General features: G+C 34.1%; 17 protein-coding genes. 2 read left to right on the top strand and 15 right to left on the bottom strand.

Translation table 11 applies throughout. The annotated features are described in order from the left end of the window. Positions 1–274: 274 nt before the first annotated feature. The 7 genes from H6F47_RS02640 to H6F47_RS02610 all read right to left on the bottom strand — a co-directional run bounded on the left by H6F47_RS02640 (position 275) and on the right by H6F47_RS02610 (position 6,129). Positions 275–775, bottom strand: a complete 501-nt coding sequence (locus tag H6F47_RS02640; protein ID WP_190647541.1) for a DUF3368 domain-containing protein — start codon at positions 773–775, stop codon at positions 275–277. Then, the gene (locus H6F47_RS02635; RefSeq protein ID WP_190348804.1) at positions 772–1,017 is read right to left on the bottom strand and encodes a UPF0175 family protein; all 246 of its coding nucleotides are present in this window, start codon (positions 1,015–1,017) and stop codon (positions 772–774) included. The genes H6F47_RS02640 and H6F47_RS02635 overlap by 4 nt, the downstream gene beginning before the upstream one ends. Positions 1,018–1,225: 208 nt before the next feature. Then, on the bottom strand, positions 1,226–1,387 hold the full coding sequence (locus H6F47_RS02630) for a hypothetical protein (protein ID WP_236104039.1): 162 nt from the start codon (positions 1,385–1,387) through the stop codon (positions 1,226–1,228). Between the two features lie 204 nt (positions 1,388–1,591). Continuing rightward, positions 1,592–2,215, bottom strand: coding sequence for a type II CAAX endopeptidase family protein (locus H6F47_RS02625; RefSeq protein WP_190347959.1), 624 nt, complete (start codon positions 2,213–2,215; stop codon positions 1,592–1,594). Between the two features lie 61 nt (positions 2,216–2,276). Beyond that, on the bottom strand, positions 2,277–4,523 hold the full coding sequence (locus H6F47_RS02620) for a CHAT domain-containing protein (protein ID WP_190647539.1): 2,247 nt from the start codon (positions 4,521–4,523) through the stop codon (positions 2,277–2,279). 12 nt (positions 4,524–4,535) lie between these two features. Further along, positions 4,536–5,462, bottom strand: a complete 927-nt coding sequence (locus tag H6F47_RS02615; protein WP_190647538.1) for a DUF1822 family protein — start codon at positions 5,460–5,462, stop codon at positions 4,536–4,538. Beyond that, entirely contained in the window at positions 5,455–6,129 is a 675-nt protein-coding gene (locus H6F47_RS02610) for a sigma-70 family RNA polymerase sigma factor (protein ID WP_190347957.1), read from the bottom strand. Before H6F47_RS02610 ends, H6F47_RS02615 begins: the two co-directional genes overlap by 8 nt. 210 nt (positions 6,130–6,339) lie before the next feature. On the opposite strand from H6F47_RS02610, the gene H6F47_RS02605 reads away from it, so the two are divergent. Beyond that, positions 6,340–6,543, top strand: coding sequence for a hypothetical protein (locus tag H6F47_RS02605; protein WP_199291034.1), 204 nt, complete (start codon positions 6,340–6,342; stop codon positions 6,541–6,543). 401 nt (positions 6,544–6,944) lie between these two features. On the opposite strand, the gene H6F47_RS02600 is transcribed toward H6F47_RS02605, so the two are convergent. From H6F47_RS02600 to H6F47_RS02575, 6 genes are all read right to left on the bottom strand, one after another. Beyond that, positions 6,945–8,906: a M48 family metalloprotease gene (locus H6F47_RS02600; protein WP_190647535.1), complete on the bottom strand. Its 1,962-nt coding sequence runs from the start codon at positions 8,904–8,906 to the stop codon at positions 6,945–6,947. A gap of 69 nt (positions 8,907–8,975) precedes the next feature. Next, positions 8,976–10,877 (bottom strand): type VI secretion system amidase effector protein Tae4, encoded by a 1,902-nt coding sequence (locus H6F47_RS02595; RefSeq protein WP_190647533.1) that lies wholly within the window; start codon positions 10,875–10,877, stop codon positions 8,976–8,978. 93 nt (positions 10,878–10,970) lie between these two features. Further along, positions 10,971–11,564, bottom strand: a complete 594-nt coding sequence (locus tag H6F47_RS27720; protein WP_242027318.1) for a hypothetical protein — start codon at positions 11,562–11,564, stop codon at positions 10,971–10,973. Positions 11,565–11,899: 335 nt separating this feature from the next. Continuing rightward, positions 11,900–12,400 (bottom strand): hypothetical protein, encoded by a 501-nt coding sequence (locus tag H6F47_RS02585; RefSeq protein ID WP_190647531.1) that lies wholly within the window; start codon positions 12,398–12,400, stop codon positions 11,900–11,902. Positions 12,401–12,797: 397 nt separating this feature from the next. Then, positions 12,798–13,316, bottom strand: coding sequence for a hypothetical protein (locus H6F47_RS02580; protein ID WP_190647529.1), 519 nt, complete (start codon positions 13,314–13,316; stop codon positions 12,798–12,800). A 132-nt stretch (positions 13,317–13,448) separates the two neighbouring features. Beyond that, entirely contained in the window at positions 13,449–13,976 is a 528-nt protein-coding gene (locus H6F47_RS02575) for a hypothetical protein (RefSeq protein WP_137667218.1), read from the bottom strand. Positions 13,977–14,623: 647 nt separating this feature from the next. Between H6F47_RS02575 and H6F47_RS02570 the strand changes: the two genes are divergently transcribed. Next, the gene (locus H6F47_RS02570) at positions 14,624–15,133 is read left to right on the top strand and encodes a hypothetical protein (RefSeq protein WP_096572247.1); all 510 of its coding nucleotides are present in this window, start codon (positions 14,624–14,626) and stop codon (positions 15,131–15,133) included. Positions 15,134–15,682: 549 nt separating this feature from the next. On the opposite strand, the gene H6F47_RS02565 is transcribed toward H6F47_RS02570, so the two are convergent. Next, positions 15,683–16,378, bottom strand: coding sequence for a TrkA family potassium uptake protein (locus H6F47_RS02565; protein WP_096572248.1), 696 nt, complete (start codon positions 16,376–16,378; stop codon positions 15,683–15,685). A gap of 105 nt (positions 16,379–16,483) precedes the next feature. Further along, the gene (locus tag H6F47_RS02560; protein WP_096572249.1) at positions 16,484–17,818 is read right to left on the bottom strand and encodes a TrkH family potassium uptake protein; all 1,335 of its coding nucleotides are present in this window, start codon (positions 17,816–17,818) and stop codon (positions 16,484–16,486) included. Positions 17,819–17,874 lie beyond the last annotated feature (56 nt).

Here is a 17,874-nt window from a genome sequence, read left to right as displayed (position 1 = left end):
GGATATTTGCCATGAAAGTTACCATCAAAGATAGTCAAACACTGAAAACAGTTCAACCAGATGTTATACAAACAGAGGTTGTTTGAAAAGTTTTAGATGGTGACTTTATACACTTGCAGATCCCCCCTAACCCCCCTTAATAAGGGGGGAAATAGAATTAAAGTCCCCCTTTTCAAGGGGGATTTAGGGGGATCTAAAATTTTTGATACATCATGAGGGACTTTTCAAACATCCTCTAAGAAGAGCGATCGCACCACAACCTCAATATCAGAAACTATTCATTTAACTCATTCGCAGCACATAAAACCTCTTGGTAAAGTTGATTACTTACCCGAAAACTTGCCTGGGAAATTAAATCATTTATCACCGGTTTAACTGCGTGAATTAATCCTCTATGTTTAGCAATTAACAGAAGACCTAACACTCCCGTAATTGATAATCCTAAACGAGTAGCTTCTCGTCTCCCCAAACGTTCATCAATTAATAATTCATTTGCATTCAATTCCAGCGCAAGAGTAATAGCTTCTGCTTCACCACGATCTAGGTTTTGTTTACTTCGTAAAAGTTCTACAAATTCTAAATTACTTGTCTGTTGAATTTCAACCCATTCTAGAGAAAGTACAGATGAAATACGGCTATCTTCATTGCTTGAATTTGTTAATTCTTCTGCAACTGCTTGAGGAATGATGACTATAGTGTAAATTTCTCGCAAAAGTGACAAACAACCAACAATAGCTAGACTGCTTAAAGGAGAAGTATCACTAACAACAATCATAACCAACCCTTTTGTTGCAGATGTTGAATATCCTCCTGAAACTCAGCTACGTCATAGTGAATGGATATTCCCCGTTCAGCTATCAAACGTTGAAACTTGAGTTGACTTATTGCCAACAACTCACTAGCTTTTCCCAAACTGATTTTGTCTTGTTGAAATAACATAATGACAATTTGCTGTAAAAATTCGTCCTCTGATAAACCACTTGCTTTCACAATTTCTTCAGAAATTACTAAACTCATTTTTCCTCCAGCAATTATTATTAATAACTTTTACTATTCGTTGCCGTTGTTTTTATTTTAAGCAATATTGAATCAATTACAGAAGTTGGGTATCTTATCACCTCACCTTGAATCCTTACTTTATTTTTTATCCTGGATTTATCTTCATTTTAGGGGGTGATTGAGAGAAAGCGATCTGACGACGTTCATCAATCGTATTTTTATTAGTTTATGGGACACCAACAATTCCTAATCCTGCCATTTGACGAATATGATCATCAAAAGCGAATACCTTAAATATTTGTAAGCGATGACCCATAACTAAAATAGAACAATCTGTGTAACTCCATTTTTTGTCATTGTACTTACAGAAAGCTTCCCATATTGCCATTATAGCCTGTTTTTGAATTATAACAACTAGACGCAAACGCGATCGCTTGAATCAGTTACCGAAAGGCTAACAACTGTTTACTGATTCAGGTGATTCGCCAGAAGTCCAGAAAACAAGTTTCGTGAAGAAACCAGTTTTCTAGATATTGTCACAGAAGGAAATTTTGGCACGGTTACTTTCATTCTGTTTTGCGTAAGTCCTCACCTATACTAAACCCACCAGAATAGCGATCGCTCCCAGTAAGGAATGACTAATAATGATACTATATAAATTACGAAACTTTGCGTAGTTCCAGCCCCAAATTATACCTATAATTAATGTAAATACCAGCGTCGGTATATCTTTATAAATCAGATGTACAAAACTGTAAAGTAAGCTAGAGAGTATAATTTGTACCCAAGTTGCAAATTTTGCTCTCTTAAAAATAGCAAATAAAAACCCCCGATATAAAAACTCTTGGATGGGAGAAGATACACCCACAAAGAAAAGGTAAAATAGCCATTGATATGCTGAGTTATCTAACCGTGATCCATGAGTTAAATAATAAATAAACATGAACGCAGTAAAGATTAATGTTGGTAAAGCGATCGCTGTCAAAGATTTTTTTAAGTTATTATTTGTAAATCCTAATTCTACAGGAGAAAATCGGTATAAATAGGCGATCGCTACTACGACTATAGCGGCCAAAATTAGCACATAAAACCGCCAGGAAAAGGGAATTACTTCTAAAAATACAAGTAAAATTGGTAGAATGTATATCAAAAATACAATCAGAATTACTTTTTGTCGTTCTTGAACAAGTTGCTTATTTTTAGGTAAATGAACCATATTTTTTTATCTCACGCAAAGACGCAAAGGGGAATTAAGGGATATTATGGGGATCTGATATTTAATCATCACTTACTCGCAAATCAATCCAACGAACAAGTAAGAAAAATAAAGGAGCAAAAAACACGATACTGGCAAACCAAGGAGTTAAAGGATTGGTGCTATTCATTCCAAACAAGTGATCAATCATAGAAACACCAAAAATACTACTTAACACAGTAAAACCTAAACTACCTAATAAAAATGACAATAAAATAGGCTGATATTTTTGGGTAGCACTTTTGTATATACTGCTAATAGTAGTGAAAAATAAAATGGCAATAATCGCATAAGTAATCACATTAATTCCAGCTAGAGTACCTCGGAAATCAGAGGAAAATAAGAGACTTTTGGTATGTTCTATACTATAGCTTTGAAAAGGCAACCATAGGAGAATACCTAACTCACAAATAATCAGATAAGTGAGGTATTTATTTTTATTAAAGATGGAATCTGGAGCAAAAAGAATATTTGACACCAGTGCTACAAGTTGAACACCACAAGCAACAATACTGAGAAAATTGAGAATGTAAAACGATCTACTTAGGGAAAAATATTGATGATTTTGTTGCCAAACTTGATAGGATGTGGCAATTCTTAAAAGTCCTTGAAATCCTTTTTTATTATTACTTTTTTTTAGTCGTTTAATGGCTGATTCTAATGCGGATTTTTTGATAATTAAATTGCCTTGTTTGTCAAAAGCTTGATTAATATTAAAAAGGTTTTGGGGAATACTTTTGATCTGTGATTCTGAAGTTTCCCAATCTAAATACAGTGTTTTTAGTTTCTCAGATTTAATTGTTGTCATCGCTTGGGAATTAAATTCTAAAAACATCATGCGATCGCCATTAATCTCGAAAAACAACGCCCCCAAAGTAATAAAAATTGTCACCAATGTTAAAATTAAAAAAGAGCGAGTTTGTACCCGAATCATACAATGCACTCTATAAGCTGCAAATAAAGACATCCAAAGAAACAGGGAAGGATAAATGATAATATGGGGGTAAAGTTGAGCGTAAAGTGTTAAAGTTTCCCGTCCATTAAACTCGGTGAATATGCCCACAGGTAGACAAATTAGCATAGCGATCGCTATCAATCCTAAAACCATTTCCCATTGCCAAGATAACCTTCTTTCAGAAAATAAACGATTCCAAGTTACTTCTTTAGCTAAGGGGTTAGCAACAATTACAGGTAGCCAACTTTTACCAGGTTCAAATTTTTTTTGTAACTGTTGACGGGCATAATTCATTGCCGCAAATAAAGAGCGATCTTGTACAAATGCCTCTAAAAAATACCTTAATAATTCTCTAGCTACGGCAGATTCAACTCTTTCGCGCATGACAATACAATAAGGCAAAGATAGCTCAGTTAATTGATTTGCTAATCCCAAACCATCACAAGAATTAAAAATAGCTATTTGTAATTTTTTCTGAATTGCACCTGTTAACAAATCTCTTAACTCGGCAATTTCAATAATGCCTTCTTCCCCATCGGCGGGATTAATTTGAATCCTGCCAATACGTCCATTGCGATCGCTTTCACTATGACCAGCAAAAAAGAAAATGTGCCAACCTTGACTATCTTGTAAATTCTTTTCTAACTCTTGTCGTGTAGGTTGTCTGAGGATCTGAGGATCTCCGCCATGTCGCCGCAAACTTTTAATAAAACTGATTTCTTCTGCAAAATCAAGTTTTTCATCACCAAATACCACCAATATCCGAGCAGTTGCTTTTAATTGTGCTGTTTGTTTTTGTGTCAACCGTTTAAAATTAGTCGCACTAATGGCAACTTCTACCCCATTGCTAGTATACCCTGCTAAAGTGTCCCATTCTTGCCAAGGAAGTCCCCGTAATTGTCTATCTTCTGTTTGAACAATAATTTGAACTTCATCTTTTTGACTTATTTTCTCCCTAAATTGTTCTAAAACCATAGTCACACGGGGATCTGGTTGTCCATTTTCATCAACCCAACCATCCCTACCTAACCATTTGTTTAATTCTGCTTTCAAAGAATTGGCTAATTCTGTGAGATTAATGACCCCAGAAGTCCGATTTTCCCGATTTTTGACAACTTTGCGATCGCCTTGTAAACCAATATAATCTTGCCAATCTTTAAACTTATTTGATAAAGATTTTGGTAGAGGAGAAAGAAAAGAAACCAGTTCTTCTATTTGTCCATATTGATCATAAATAGCAAGAGTGACAGGTAAAACTTCAGCATTATTTATTTGCACCCTGCCACCAATTTTAAAGGAGATTTTCCAAGTCATAGACAGTCTTTTTTAAGCAATGAAATATTCTCTAATAAAGGTTTCTCCTATCCGCAACTCTACCCAAAATTTCTCACTTGGAGATAATTCTAGGGGTATTTTTATCAAATCTCCAGCTTCATCTACTGTTTCTGTATGAATATCAGATTCATCTGGTACACTCACCTGCATACCCATAGGCAAAAAAGTATTTTCACCTTGGACAATGACTATAACAGTAACTAATTCCTCACTGGGTTGGGAAACAGAAAGCTGCATTTTAAATATTTGTCCTGCTAAGGAGATATTTTTCTTGCAGATAGCATTTCTCAGATCCCGCGTTGCAGGTTGCCAATCTCCCTCATAAATATTATTCAACCAATTTCTTAAATAAGTAATTTTTTTTTCTGTAAATTCTAGTGATATCTCATCAATTTCTGCTGTTTCTGCTAGTGAAGATGTTTCTTTCTCAGATAAATAATCAATCAGAGCATCCATAGATTGTAAATCTGTTATTTCTAATTCTTCATGTTTAGTATCAAAAGCAGGTAAAAAACCCAGCAATAGGGCTTCTTTTTCTGAATCAGCAATTTTTATAAATAAATAGCCGATGTTATTACTAATAATATCAGATGGTAAAATAATTTTTTCCTGTTCTTTTTTAATGACACAACATTCTAAATTACCTAATCCTAATAATTCTAATTCGTTAGCTTCACTCCATAAACGTTGAATGACATTCCATCTTTCTGTCCGATTTAGATTAGTCTGAAAACCAAGTATCTGAAAATAAGCATCAGCAACAAATACAGCCAAGGTATTCAAATAAATTCTTTGTTGTATATTTGGTGTAAAATATTGTGCTGCATAAGTTCTAGCTTGGTGGCGAAAGGATGCAGTAATGGGAAAGGTAATAGCTAAATCATGTAATACATTTAGTTTATTTAGTTTATCATTCATTGTTTTCTTCTCCAAATAATTTTTGATTTTCTGCTAACCATTTTTGCAGTAATGGTTCACATTTTCTATTCCAATGGGATCTCAGCGAACCCTGCGGTGATCCAACTTCATCAGCTATTTCTTGCCATTTTTTTCCTTGGATACGGTTCAGTTCAGCAAATAATTGACAGTTAGCTTTTGGGTTATCTCTGATGTGACAATCTTTAAGAACATTATCAGGATCTTCTATAATCCATTGCTTAAATGATTCCCAAGTTGCAATGAGTAAAGTCGCATCTATAGGAGAAACTCTTTGCTCTAATGGATCAATAGATATTTCATCATTTTGTAAGACAGACTGTATGCGATTTTTATAACCGTTGACTGTTCTTATTTCATCTCTGTACTTATTTATTAGACACCTGTTAAACCAGTGTAGAAATAATCCCCGATCTGGATCATACTTCTCACATAATGTTTTACTAGATAAATCAACCAGAGTTTTTTGTAATGCTTCTTCATAAATATCCTCGTTGTTGTCATTCCCTGCTGATGGCCTCCAAATACGTCCTGATTTGAGAAGCGATCGCAGTAAACCGTTAATTGCTTGACGGTGCTGGCGGGTGTCTTTGGGGTACTTGCAAGCTTCCTTGACGAGGATTTGCAGGTGGAGGTTTAGATCATTCATACACTTATGACATTTTAGTAAGAACATCATTAAGTATAGAATAATCTCTACTATTATTTATACGAAGAATAATTAACTCGTGTTGCAAATATTTATTTATATTTTTTTGTATTTGTTTTTTTTGTATTTGTTTATAGTTTTTTGGAGAGCGATCGCAGCGATCGCGCTGATCCGATATAATAGTATAAATACTATCAACAAGTCTTGACTATGCAGATTAGTGAAGAAATTACAATCAAAGTGAGTCCTAAAGTTGCTCAAGCCTATCAAAAAGCAACAGAACGGAAAAAGCAATCTTTGGCAACGCTGGTTAGTTTATTTTTACGAGAGGATCTGAATGAGGAAGTTGATTTTCTTGGTAAATTGATGGATGAAATTCTTGTACTGAGCGAAGCCGAAGTAGCGATAGAGTAGTTTCCAGAGACTTGACACCAGAAATTTTGGAGACAATTCTGAATGAATAATCTCCCTAAATATGTCTTAGATAAGCTGTTATGCAGCTAAACTGTATAATCTTAATATTCTTAAGTCTTGTGGAACAGGCATCTTGCCTGTTAACCTTATATAAATTAAATGCACAACAGCTTACCAATATTATTGTTAGTTAGACAATTTTTAGAGATGGAATAATTTGGGTTGATATTGGGTTTTGTTGATTCAACCAACCAAAAAGCGATCGCCTCTTACACATTACTATCATCACATTTTCAACATTATTCAGGACTTACGCAAAAAAGACCGAAAGTAGGGGTAATGCCCTTCGGGAAGCAAGCTACATGAATTACCCCTACAAACTAATTTGGAGTCTGACACTCCTATTTTCCCGCCAACTCTCTAACTCGCTTTTGAATCAAACTGTGTTTTTCTACCCCTTCAAAAGCATAACGATTGTAACCACTGCTAGTAATCAAATCTTCCAAATAGCGAACCCGTTCTTTAGAAGATGGGTGAGTTGAAGCATAACTTTGACCACTAGAACCATAGCGTTCGTGTAGAGTTTGCATAAAACCACGTAGACCATCAGCAGCATAACCATAACTAGCTAGAGCGCGAGAACCAATAATATCAGATTGGCGTTCATTACCACGACTATAATCTCTACTTACCAAAGTAGTAAAAAAGTTGCCAAAGGGAATAACTTCTCTTAAATTAGCCAATAAGCTATTATTAGCAATACGTTGATAGCCATGAGAAAGAACTGCATGGCCAACTTCATGACCAATCAAACCTGCTAATTCTGCTTCAGATTTGGTATTAAGAATAGACCCAGTGTTGATAAATACTTTACCTCCTGGTAAAGCAAAAGCATTGAGAGAATCATCTTGGACGACATAAAACTCATAATTAAATTCACTTCGTCCCATCAACTTAGCAATATCCTGACCAATGGTATTGATATAACCTTGAACTATTTCATCTTGTACCAAAGGTAATTGCTGTTTATATCCATTAGCAAGTTGCGCTCCCATTGCTGACTCACCGTTAAGCATCAATTGGGCAAGTTGTACAGCTTGAAAAGCACTAGATCTAAAATCACCTGTCAATAATCCACCAAGACCACCCAAAATTGCTGTGGTAAGAATTTGATTATTCAAATCACCACGAAAACGCCCAAAATTTTTGTCGGCAATATTTACAAATTCCGCATTTTCTGAATGATCGGGATTAACAATAGCAAACTGACGAGCAGCAATAGAAGCTTCTAACCATTGTTCATCTGCTTCTAAAGCTCTAATTCTTGCCTTAGCCACATCGGGATTATAGGGAAATAAACTAGAAGCTCTTTCTAAAACTTCTCGTGCTTCTTTTGGCTTATTATATTTTTCCAATGCTTGTGCTAGTAAGACATGACCAGGTACAAATTCAGGATTTTTTTCGCTCAACAATTGTAGTGGTACAAATATTTTACTTTCTAATCCTTGTTGAAAACCTGCCTGTGCTTCGCGCCAATATACTTTACCAGCAGGTGACAATTGTTCTGGATCATTGATCGGTTCTGGAAACTGACTAATCTGGCTATTTTTGCTATCTTTAGCAAAAGGTTTTTTAACTTGACGATAAAGTTTTTCTGCTTCTGTTCTTTTTCCTTGTTGGTAAAGTCTATCAGCTTTAAGTAAAGTTTCAAATTCTTTCTGGGAGTATTGGCTAGATTTTGTAGTATTAGCACTGATCAGATAATCTTTGAGATCATTTTCAGAAAGTTCATCTAAATTATCTTCAACTATTCTCAAATTATACTTACCTTGGCTTTGAGGTTGGTAGCTATTGACAACTACACGATAAGTATTTTGGTTAGGTAAGGTAACATGAAGAAATGAATTAGAACTATCTTCTCCCCGGTCGTCATTTTCAGCTAATTTGTTACCTTGGGCATCAAGCAGCATCAAATATGTGTCAAAGTCTTGACTTTCTAAGTAAATTTTGATTGATTGATTTTTAGAACCTGAAAAAGTGTATTGGTCATAGAAAGTGCTATCATCAGTGATTACTGAATCACTTGGTTTGAGGTTTCCTTGTTTTTGTAGTAATGTTGCTACAATCGGTGATTTTGATTTAGTGAAATTTGTAGTATCTTCAGGTTTATTCCCTACATTTTCACCTTGAAACAGTTTGTGATGTTGAAAGATGGGTGACTTATGGATATTTTCTGATTTAGTTGTGGGAGTAGCTGCTACCGATGGCGATATAGATAGGATTAGGTTGGGTAGTAGTAAGCTGGTGCTGGTGAATAGGATACAGCCGAACAGAGTAAGAAGAGAATTGCGTAAGAGTTTCATTGGCTAGATTTCACAAATCAAGTAAAAGGCTGATGGCATCATTTATTTTAATATTTTTTGGAAAATATTTTATTCAGCTTTCCAAAAATAAATTGCTGTTGCTTTATCAAAATAGCACTGTTCATCTACACAATTTTTGCCATTCCAAAGAGTAGCATGACCTGTAGCATTAGTAAAGGGTACTTCAAATATAATAATACCTTTTTTATCGTTCAATCTACTAATATCAATTTCTCCATTATTTGATCTAGTTAAATAAATATCTGCTTTTCCTAAATTATTTGTTAAATATTTGATTAAATCTGAAACTCTATAAAAATACCATTTTTTATCATTTCCAGATATTGTTAAATTTCCTTGTTTTGATATTTGAAGTTCTGGAACAGAATAGTTTAAAACTCTACTCATTCTAATTGCACAGGTATTGATTATCCAATCAGCATTTATTTTACCGCCAATTTCGGATTTTACTTGATCTGTACTACCATAAGGATAATTTATTTCCATAACGTCAAATGAAGGTAGTTTTATTTTTTTGCTTTGTTGTTTATCTCTTAATAAAGAAATTGAATCGTTGATATAAGGTAGTTGTAGTAAATCCCCCCAAGAGTTACTTATAGAATTTTGATTAACTACATTTTCACATTTGGGAGCTTCAGCAAGCTGAGAACCAGAACAAGATATAACATAATCCCATCGAGTATTTACATCGTCATTACCGATTAACTTCACCCCCACATACTCTGCATTAGTTGGTAAATCAAAAGTTTCATTACCTGGACCAGATTTAGGTCCAAGTCCAAAGATTTGTTTACCATCAAAATATAATTCTATTCTGTCGGGAATTACATAAAATTCAAATTTTAGGTTGACTTTTCTATTTGCACCTTTAGCAACTTGAAATAAATCAGTTCTAATTTCACTACCTCCACTTACACGCTGTTCTTCACACTGTACAGGCGGTCTACAATTTACCTCTTGTAACATCGGGTTTTTGGTACTAATATTACTTTTGATTGCTCCAGAACCAAAGGATATTGCCCAACCAACAGATTTAGTAATTAGTGATTTACTTGTAGTTAATTTGTTTCCCCATAAACCTAGACTATCTGATATTCCATTAAGTGATGAACTCACCGCAGCTTGACAAGCTGATTCTGACGTTTTAGCTAATAAATTAGCATTTTTATTAGTTATATTATTTTCTAGATTTTTGTTCATTTTACCTCTTTCTTGGCTCAAAAGTATATTTTGATCAATAAATTCATTTTGGGAAATTTTCACTGTTTCCATTGTTTGACCTTGGGGAGATTTGATTATAGCTTGTCCTGGGGAAAAATTAGCTGTTGTCCCGTCTAATAAAGTTATTTTAGATAAAGAATTATTAGCAAAGGTAATTTTAAATTTATTCAGTACAGATTTTATTTGTTCTGGATTAACAATTAAACTATCTGTGTTGGTTAAACTGCTAAAATCAATAGCTGATACTTTCTTATATTCAACTTCAAATAGCTGAAAGCTCCTAGAACCTGGAACATTAAAAGTATATAACTGTTCTGCACCTGTGGAGGGAGATACTAGAAGAATTTCCTGTTTACCTGAACTATAAGGTATTTGACTACTGATGCGGAAATCTTTAGGTAAAGCATTTTGGAGATATAAGTTAGTTTCTGCTGGTCTAATAATGGGAGGTATGGCAATTTGTGAGGGTAATTTATGCTGAAAATTATCCTCTTGTTTTGTGGGTAAATCTTGATTGAATGTCAAAATTTGATTACTACTATTATCAGTTAAATTAATATTTGCAATGGCAGCTTCAACTTGACCATCATTGAAATTGATGTAACAAGCGGCGGAGTTGGAATTTAGCAAAATACAGAGAGAAATAGGGATAATTTTTTTAACCCAATTTTCTCCTAAGATGGCTATAAAGCTGATGAGAGTAATGAGAAATAAACGCCATTTACGCATGATTTATATTTGGGGATGATTTTGTGATTAAAGTGTTGAAACTGTCATTGTCGTTTATATTCCTGAATTTTTAAATTACAATTTTGATAAATTCTAAACACCATAACCGGTATTTTCACAAATTACACCCTTTGTACTAATTGCTTCAAACTTCCTTGTTTTACGGTTAGCACGCCAAGCTTTTTGAATTTGCCTAAAATATTCTGAATTAGTGTCTTTAGCAACTGCAATTATTGAATAATCACGAATACCGTTACGCAGACAGTGATATCCAATTAAAGTGTAGGATTTGTTCATTTTAGGAACATTGAATACATCTATAACTAACCACTGACTTGGATTTCCTGTTCTATCTCTATTTACAACTATTTCAAACCACAACATTTCCTGATTTCCTTTTTTTACCTGACTGATTCCATATACAGTAGCTCTGCTGCCAGGTGTTAAACTGGGATAGCCAGGATCGTCAACTGTCCATGTCCAGCCACCAAAATATTGAATACCCTTGGGGTGGTCAAGGTAGCCTGGAGTGACGAGAGGAGGAAGATAGCGGAGTCCAATATAACTCCGATTATTGTCCTTTTTTGAATTGACTCGATTAGTATTTTTTTGAGCGTAAACTGGTAGTAAATTAACACCAAATAGGATTAAAAACACGCTCAAATTGAATAGTATTTTGCTTTTCATTGATTACCTTTGTAGTTATAGTTGTTATGATTCTAAGTACAATTCTATTTCATTTACCAACCTGGTAATTTTTTAAAATACCAGAAAACTTTATTAGAGTTTAAACATTGCTCTATCTCTTTACTAGTTTCCCAAGGAATACTGGTTTCTTTACCTCCATGAAGTGCTAGAGTTCCATGAATAATTTCATTTGATCTAACTTCAAATAAATAATAAGAGTAATTGAAAAAAAGGTGATGTTTTTATCATTGACTTACTCATGATTTAATAACTTATGTTGGTAATTAAAAACAAATAAATTTCGATGTTAATGTTACTAAAATCTGCTTTGCTAGTTACCAGCAGAATGTTTGTCCCCACTTTAGGGATGTATCTTCGTCTACTATTACAATGTCGAATAGTTTAACTTTCTTATCTCGCATTAATCCAAAAGCGATACCACAAGTTGGATGTAATGTACTGCTAAAAGTAACTGCACCAATTGAACTACATTTAGATATGATATCTTGGCTAATATTCTTCATGAATTGTTCTGAGTTTTCAACCTTTTTGATACCAGTTTCAACAATACGACCTTTACGTTTTGGACCAGTGAGATAAAAGATATATTCAATAGGTCGTTCTTTTGGGAAATCGGAATAAACCTGGTTAAGATTCTTTGTAAAAGTTTCCTCTATTAACACATTAGGAATTTTTCGTAAACGACTTTTAGCATTAGCAACTGCCTTTTTACAATCTACATTTGAACCTTGAGCTTTTACCGTTGTTGGTAAGCTGATGATATTAACTAAGGTAAATAGTAAAATTGCTGTTCCACTACTAAGACTTCTGATCATAATTTCCCATTCCTTTGAAATGAATGTTTGATGAGTGATAAGGTAGATTGCTGAACTAGATGTTGTCCATAATCTATATACGAACCAGATTTACTCCGTGTTGCAAAAAGTTGAGAAATTCCTCTACTAAATCTTGAAAAACAAAATAGAAAGGGGCGATGTAGTGCGGGCATCTTGCCCGCTAATCTTCTCAGGACTTACGCAAAAGGGAACGAAAGTAGGGGTAATTCATGAATTACCCCTACGCAAGAATAAGGTTTTCAGTCACATCTTGCGTAAGTCCTGCTTCTATGGAATGTGCTGTAAATATTTATCAGGAAGAAATAAGCCCCAAACCGTTGCAGGATAAGAAAAATAGACCAAATACCAAAAAACGCTGGTAATCCAAGATAATTATCTAAAATTGTCCTTGCAGCATTCTACCTTTGATTTTACGGACATAATTACCTTTAGTATTTATACATTCCTGCATTCTCTTATTTTGCGCTGGAGTAGTACGAGAATCAGAGTTATTTCCTGCTAATAATCCCCAACCACTAGAAACATTATCACTGAATGCAGCTAAAACAGTAGAATATTTGCTTAAAAATTCATACTCTGGTAATTCTCTAACATTCATTACCTGGATTTCTTGATTATTGCCATCAATGTAAAGTTTACCTCCTCGATTTGATACGCTACTAATCATAATTTCTTCTCGTCCACGATAGTTATTAGGTGGTCCATCAACTATTTTGATGCAAATTTTTCCATTACGATTTAAAATCTCTCTCCTAGAGTTATTAAACATAGTTCCTGGGGTATAATAAGCACCTGAAGGAAGTTTAGATTCTGGTTTGGGTGATGCAAATGCTAAGGGTGATATTGATGTAATTAATGCAGTTGTGATTGTGAAATTGATAAACAAGTTTTTCATTTTTTTCTCCAATAATTTTTGTGAGGTATTATCTGTTATCTAAATGCAAACTGTTTGTCCCCAAACTGTTTTGATTTTTGTTCCTGTATCAAAACATTAGGTATTAAGAATTTGCCGACTTTCCCAGATTTATTACAAATCCAAATCAACTTTACATCTTCTAGCAAATTCCAAGGAATTTCGAGAAAGTTGCTTGATAGCTTTTTCCCTCTTACTGTTTAACCAAGCTTTGAGAATAAATGAAATAGCCATCAACGGACCAATGATAAAAAAAGCATAAATCCAAAGAGCTGCTACCGTTAACATGATCCCAAGAACAAATGCAATTCCAATTAATCCAAATCCTGCTAAACCTCCAAACATGGATGAGATAAAATCCATTACATTTGTAACAAACCAAACAACACCATCTGAAATTAAAATAACCCCTTTCAGTATTTTATTGACTTGCCGTGCATAATCATCAGCCAATTTACTCACTTCTGCTTTATCTGCTTGTAAAGCATCAATATCCGCCATGTACGTGAACAGCTTGTGAAATTCACCATCATCTTTGATAGCAATGATAGTAAATTCATTTTCATTCTGCATTAACATCTTCAGTATTATGGGAATACCCAACACTTCTGATGTTTCAGTATATTGCATTACATTTGACATTTTGACTCCAAAACTTTGTAAGTAAATCTTCTGAGGTTTCTAGCCAGCACAGGAGTTACCAAAATAGGCTTACTTTATATACGCTCACTGTTTGTCCTGTGTTGCAAATAGTGAGGAAATTTTTTTTAAATACCTCTAATCTTTGATTCATCTGGGTTTTAGGTTTATTCAGTATCTCCTAAGTAGAACTAAGTAAAGCCAAATAAAGCGATCGCACCACATTATTTCACTAACAACTAACAGCAATTTATTTATTTCAGTCAAATTTAGCAAATATGGGCTTATATTAAATTCATAGATTGTTTAAGTTTATGATTTTTATACAAAAAACATTAACTTCAATAAATTGAACTAGGAGCGAACTGCTTGCAGCAGCGCTTCGCTATCGCTCTTTGATCCCACATTCCGCACTTCAAATTGTAGTACATATACAAGTATTATAAGCAGCATAAAGACTTAAATATAAATACGCAATTAAGACAGTAAAAATATAGACGTTAATTTACATTTGACTACTAAAGAGAAATTCATAGGGCATTGATAATAAATTCAGGAAAAAAATGAGAGAATAAGACTGAATTAAATAAAAATGCCAAGAAATATGAATTACCAAAAAGAAGAAATGGAGCGAAAGTAATTTAAAATTAATGTCAAACATGAAATGGATAAGTCGAGTACCATTATCCATTAAAAAAGCCAAGATAAGAGTAAAAGCCTTTATAAATAAAGACCTGAAAGCCTGTAAAATAAAGGGTTATGGTTCGACTGCGCTCACCAACCATAGCTATCTCGAAGAGAAAGTATCTTATGGAGGAATAGAGCAAAGATGGTTATTAGTAGAAAGTGCAGAAAGAAAAAAAGCAGACTTAAATAAACTAGACAAAAAAATCCAAGAAGAGTTATTAAAAGCTAACAAACAAATAGCGAAATTAGAACAGGAAGAATTTACAGATAAATCTTTGACCGAATTAAAAGTCAAAGAAATAACAACCAAATTAAAATATCATCAAATATCAGACCCTCGAATTACTGAAACCAATAAAGGAAAAACAACAGTTTATAGAGTGAAATGTAAATTAAGAGAAAATCAGGAGTTAATTACACAACAGCAAAACTCTTGTGGCAGGCACAAAAATCCACAGTTAAAAATCAATTGAATAAACCCACAGAATCTCCCACATTAAGATGGATATTTCAATGTTTTCAAGGGATTCATCTTTTAATGATACAAGGATTTCAACGAATTCTTAATTTAACGGAGTCGCATTGTCATATCTTGCAATTCCTACCTGCTACTTGCCAAAAATATTATTTATTATCTTAGTTGTTCTCTCTGGTTTGACGATTTCATTGGTTATCTTTTTGATAACTGATTGCACACCTTGAATTAAATATTATTGTTGAAACAGCTTTTAAACACAAATAAAAGCTCAACTTTGTGTGTTCATAATTTTGTTTTCCACTGATACGTAATTGTTCAAACCATAAGTTTTAATTGACCGTCAATGTAGTTTAATTATGCTACTTTATGAAGTGCGGAATGTGGGTTATTACTTTATTGACCCATTTATTTCCCAAACTTCACCCTAGCGTTCACGAAGTGCAGCGTAGCTATCGCTCTTCCCCATAACTAGCAACTTGGGTTAATAGCTGATTAAAAAACATAAAATTGATTACCCAGTCCCCAGTTACCAGTCCCCAGTCACCTAAATTGGTAAACGATTAATATCTTTATTGCAACCAATTACCACCATAGCTGAACCACGTTCTAAACGCTTAGTGGGATCAGGATTAATCTTAAATTTACCATCCTGACTTACTGCTAACAAATTTAAACCATAACGGTTTCTCAGTTGAATTTCTGCAACAGTTTTACCGTGAAATTCATCAGGGACAATTACTTCAACAATGCTATGATCTGGATCGAGGTCAAAGCGATCTAAAATAGATGGTCTAGTGAGAGTTCTTGCTAAAGCACAACCAGCTTCATATTCTGGGAAAACTACATGATCTGCTCCCACTCGTTTTAATAGCTTGCGGTGAACTTCACTAGAAGCTTTTGCAACTACATGAGGTACACCAGCTTCTTTAACATTAAGAGTGGTGATAATACTTTCTTGAATGTAATTACCAATAGCCACAATTACTGTATCAAATTCAAAAATACCAGCTTCTTTGAGTGCAGCAGGTTCAGTAGAGTCTAGTTGCACTGCATGACCGACTATTTGATCATTTAAAGCTTCAGCAACTCGCTTTTCATCCACATCAGTAGCCAAAACTTGATAACCTAAACTGTGCAGTGTTGCACAAACAGAACGACCAAAACGACCTAACCCAATTACAGCAAATTGCTGATTATCGTGCCGTAAACTGCGAAAAAATTTTAATGATGAAAGATTCATAATTTTGTAAGTTGTCAGTTTTCCGTTGTCATTAGTTATTAGTCATTAGTTATTAGTTATTAGTTATTTTCACCCAATCACCAATCACTAATCACCAATCACCCATTACCCAACAAGTAAATTTTCTTCAGGATAGTGAACTCTACTCAGACGAGGATCACCTAATATAGCTGACATTAATAATAAAACACCGACTCTACCAATGTACATAGTGACAATTAAAATTATTTTTGCTCCAGTGGAAACACCTGCTGTTATTCCTGTGGATAAACCCACTGTACCAAATGCTGATACCACCTCAAAAAGAATTTGAATAAACTCTAATTTCGGATCTGTAATACTAATTAAAATCGTTGCGCCAATCACTGTAGCTAGAGAACCAAAAACTACACCTACAGCTTTTAAAATCAGTGATATTGCTATCTTACGCTCATAAAGTAAAACTTCCTCTTTCCCTTGGAGGATTGCCCTTGTACAACTAGTGAGAACTCTTAAAGTCGTGGTTTTTATACCTCCTCCTGTACCACCAGGACTGGCACCAATAAACATTAAAGCAATGGTAATAAATAACCCGGCATCAGTCATTTTACCAATATCAACAGTGTTAAATCCAGCGGTTCTAGGGGTAACAGATTGAAACCAAGCTAATAATAATTGCTCAGGAAAACTAAAATTACCAAAGGTTTCAGGATTTCTCATTTCTATGAACAAAAAAGCAATTGTTCCCACAACTAAAAGCAGTAGAGTCGTACTGGTTGCTACTTTAAAGTCAAGAGAGAATACTATGGCATGAGGTTTCTTTAAGCATCTATCACGAAACCAAAAATACATATCTAAAATAACCTGATAACCAATGCCTCCAAAAATAATTAAGCCTGTAACAGTGAAAACTACTAAGATAGAGGTTTGATAGCCTATTAAATTGTCTTTGAATAGGCTAAAACCTGCATTATTAAAAGAATTGATACTGTGAAATATTGATAACCAAAGTCCTTGATCCCAACCAAAATCTTTAACAAAAGCTGGCAATAACAAAAATATTCCCGTAATTTCAAAAATCAGAGTTGTAGCAATGATAGAGCGGATAATTTGGGTACTACCACTCATTCCTGGGCGGTCTAAAGCTTGTTGAATCGCTAATTTTTGCCTCAGATCAAATCTTTTGCCAATTAATAAAATCAAAAAGGTGGTAGTTGTCATGTATCCTAAACCACCAATTTGTACTAGCATGACAATAAACAATTGACCCCAAAAGGAAAAACCAGTACCAGTATCAACTACAGCTAAACCTGTAACACAAACTGCGGAGGTTGAGGTGAATAGTGCTACAATGGGGTCATTCCAGGTACCATTGCTAGTGGAAAAAGGCATCATTAATAGTATAGTTCCTGCCAGGATAACAGTCAGAAATCCTAAGCAGATTGTACGAGCAACAGTCATAAGTAATTCCAAATTTTCCTATAAAAGCAAAATTGCCTTATCTAATTAAAAACATA

Source organism: Sphaerospermopsis sp. FACHB-1094, from assembly GCF_014696195.1.
GTDB classification, from domain to species: domain Bacteria; phylum Cyanobacteriota; class Cyanobacteriia; order Cyanobacteriales; family Nostocaceae; genus Sphaerospermopsis; species Sphaerospermopsis kisseleviana.
The sequence above is the reverse complement of the archived record's forward strand: the minus strand, read 5'-3'. Positions and strand labels throughout refer to the sequence as shown.

Coding starts and splice junctions, on each gene's coding strand:
- H6F47_RS02640 (WP_190647541.1), bottom strand. CDS start 775: ATGATTGTTGTTAGTGATACTTCTCCTTTAAGCAGTCTAGCTATTGTT.
- H6F47_RS02580 (WP_190647529.1), bottom strand. CDS start 13,316: ATGAAAAACTTGTTTATCAATTTCACAATCACAACTGCATTAATTACA.
- H6F47_RS02625 (WP_190347959.1), bottom strand. CDS start 2,215: ATGGTTCATTTACCTAAAAATAAGCAACTTGTTCAAGAACGACAAAAA.
- H6F47_RS02605 (WP_199291034.1), top strand. CDS start 6,340: ATGCAGATTAGTGAAGAAATTACAATCAAAGTGAGTCCTAAAGTTGCT.
- H6F47_RS02600 (WP_190647535.1), bottom strand. CDS start 8,906: ATGAAACTCTTACGCAATTCTCTTCTTACTCTGTTCGGCTGTATCCTA.
- H6F47_RS02565 (WP_096572248.1), bottom strand. CDS start 16,378: ATGAATCTTTCATCATTAAAATTTTTTCGCAGTTTACGGCACGATAAT.
- H6F47_RS02630 (WP_236104039.1), bottom strand. CDS start 1,387: ATGGCAATATGGGAAGCTTTCTGTAAGTACAATGACAAAAAATGGAGT.
- H6F47_RS02620 (WP_190647539.1), bottom strand. CDS start 4,523: ATGACTTGGAAAATCTCCTTTAAAATTGGTGGCAGGGTGCAAATAAAT.
- H6F47_RS27720 (WP_242027318.1), bottom strand. CDS start 11,564: ATGAAAAGCAAAATACTATTCAATTTGAGCGTGTTTTTAATCCTATTT.
- H6F47_RS02595 (WP_190647533.1), bottom strand. CDS start 10,877: ATGCGTAAATGGCGTTTATTTCTCATTACTCTCATCAGCTTTATAGCC.
- H6F47_RS02575 (WP_137667218.1), bottom strand. CDS start 13,976: ATGTCAAATGTAATGCAATATACTGAAACATCAGAAGTGTTGGGTATT.
- H6F47_RS02635 (WP_190348804.1), bottom strand. CDS start 1,017: ATGAGTTTAGTAATTTCTGAAGAAATTGTGAAAGCAAGTGGTTTATCA.
- H6F47_RS02585 (WP_190647531.1), bottom strand. CDS start 12,400: ATGATCAGAAGTCTTAGTAGTGGAACAGCAATTTTACTATTTACCTTA.
- H6F47_RS02610 (WP_190347957.1), bottom strand. CDS start 6,129: ATGAATGATCTAAACCTCCACCTGCAAATCCTCGTCAAGGAAGCTTGC.
- H6F47_RS02615 (WP_190647538.1), bottom strand. CDS start 5,462: ATGAATGATAAACTAAATAAACTAAATGTATTACATGATTTAGCTATT.
- H6F47_RS02570 (WP_096572247.1), top strand. CDS start 14,624: ATGTCAAACATGAAATGGATAAGTCGAGTACCATTATCCATTAAAAAA.
- H6F47_RS02560 (WP_096572249.1), bottom strand. CDS start 17,818: ATGACTGTTGCTCGTACAATCTGCTTAGGATTTCTGACTGTTATCCTG.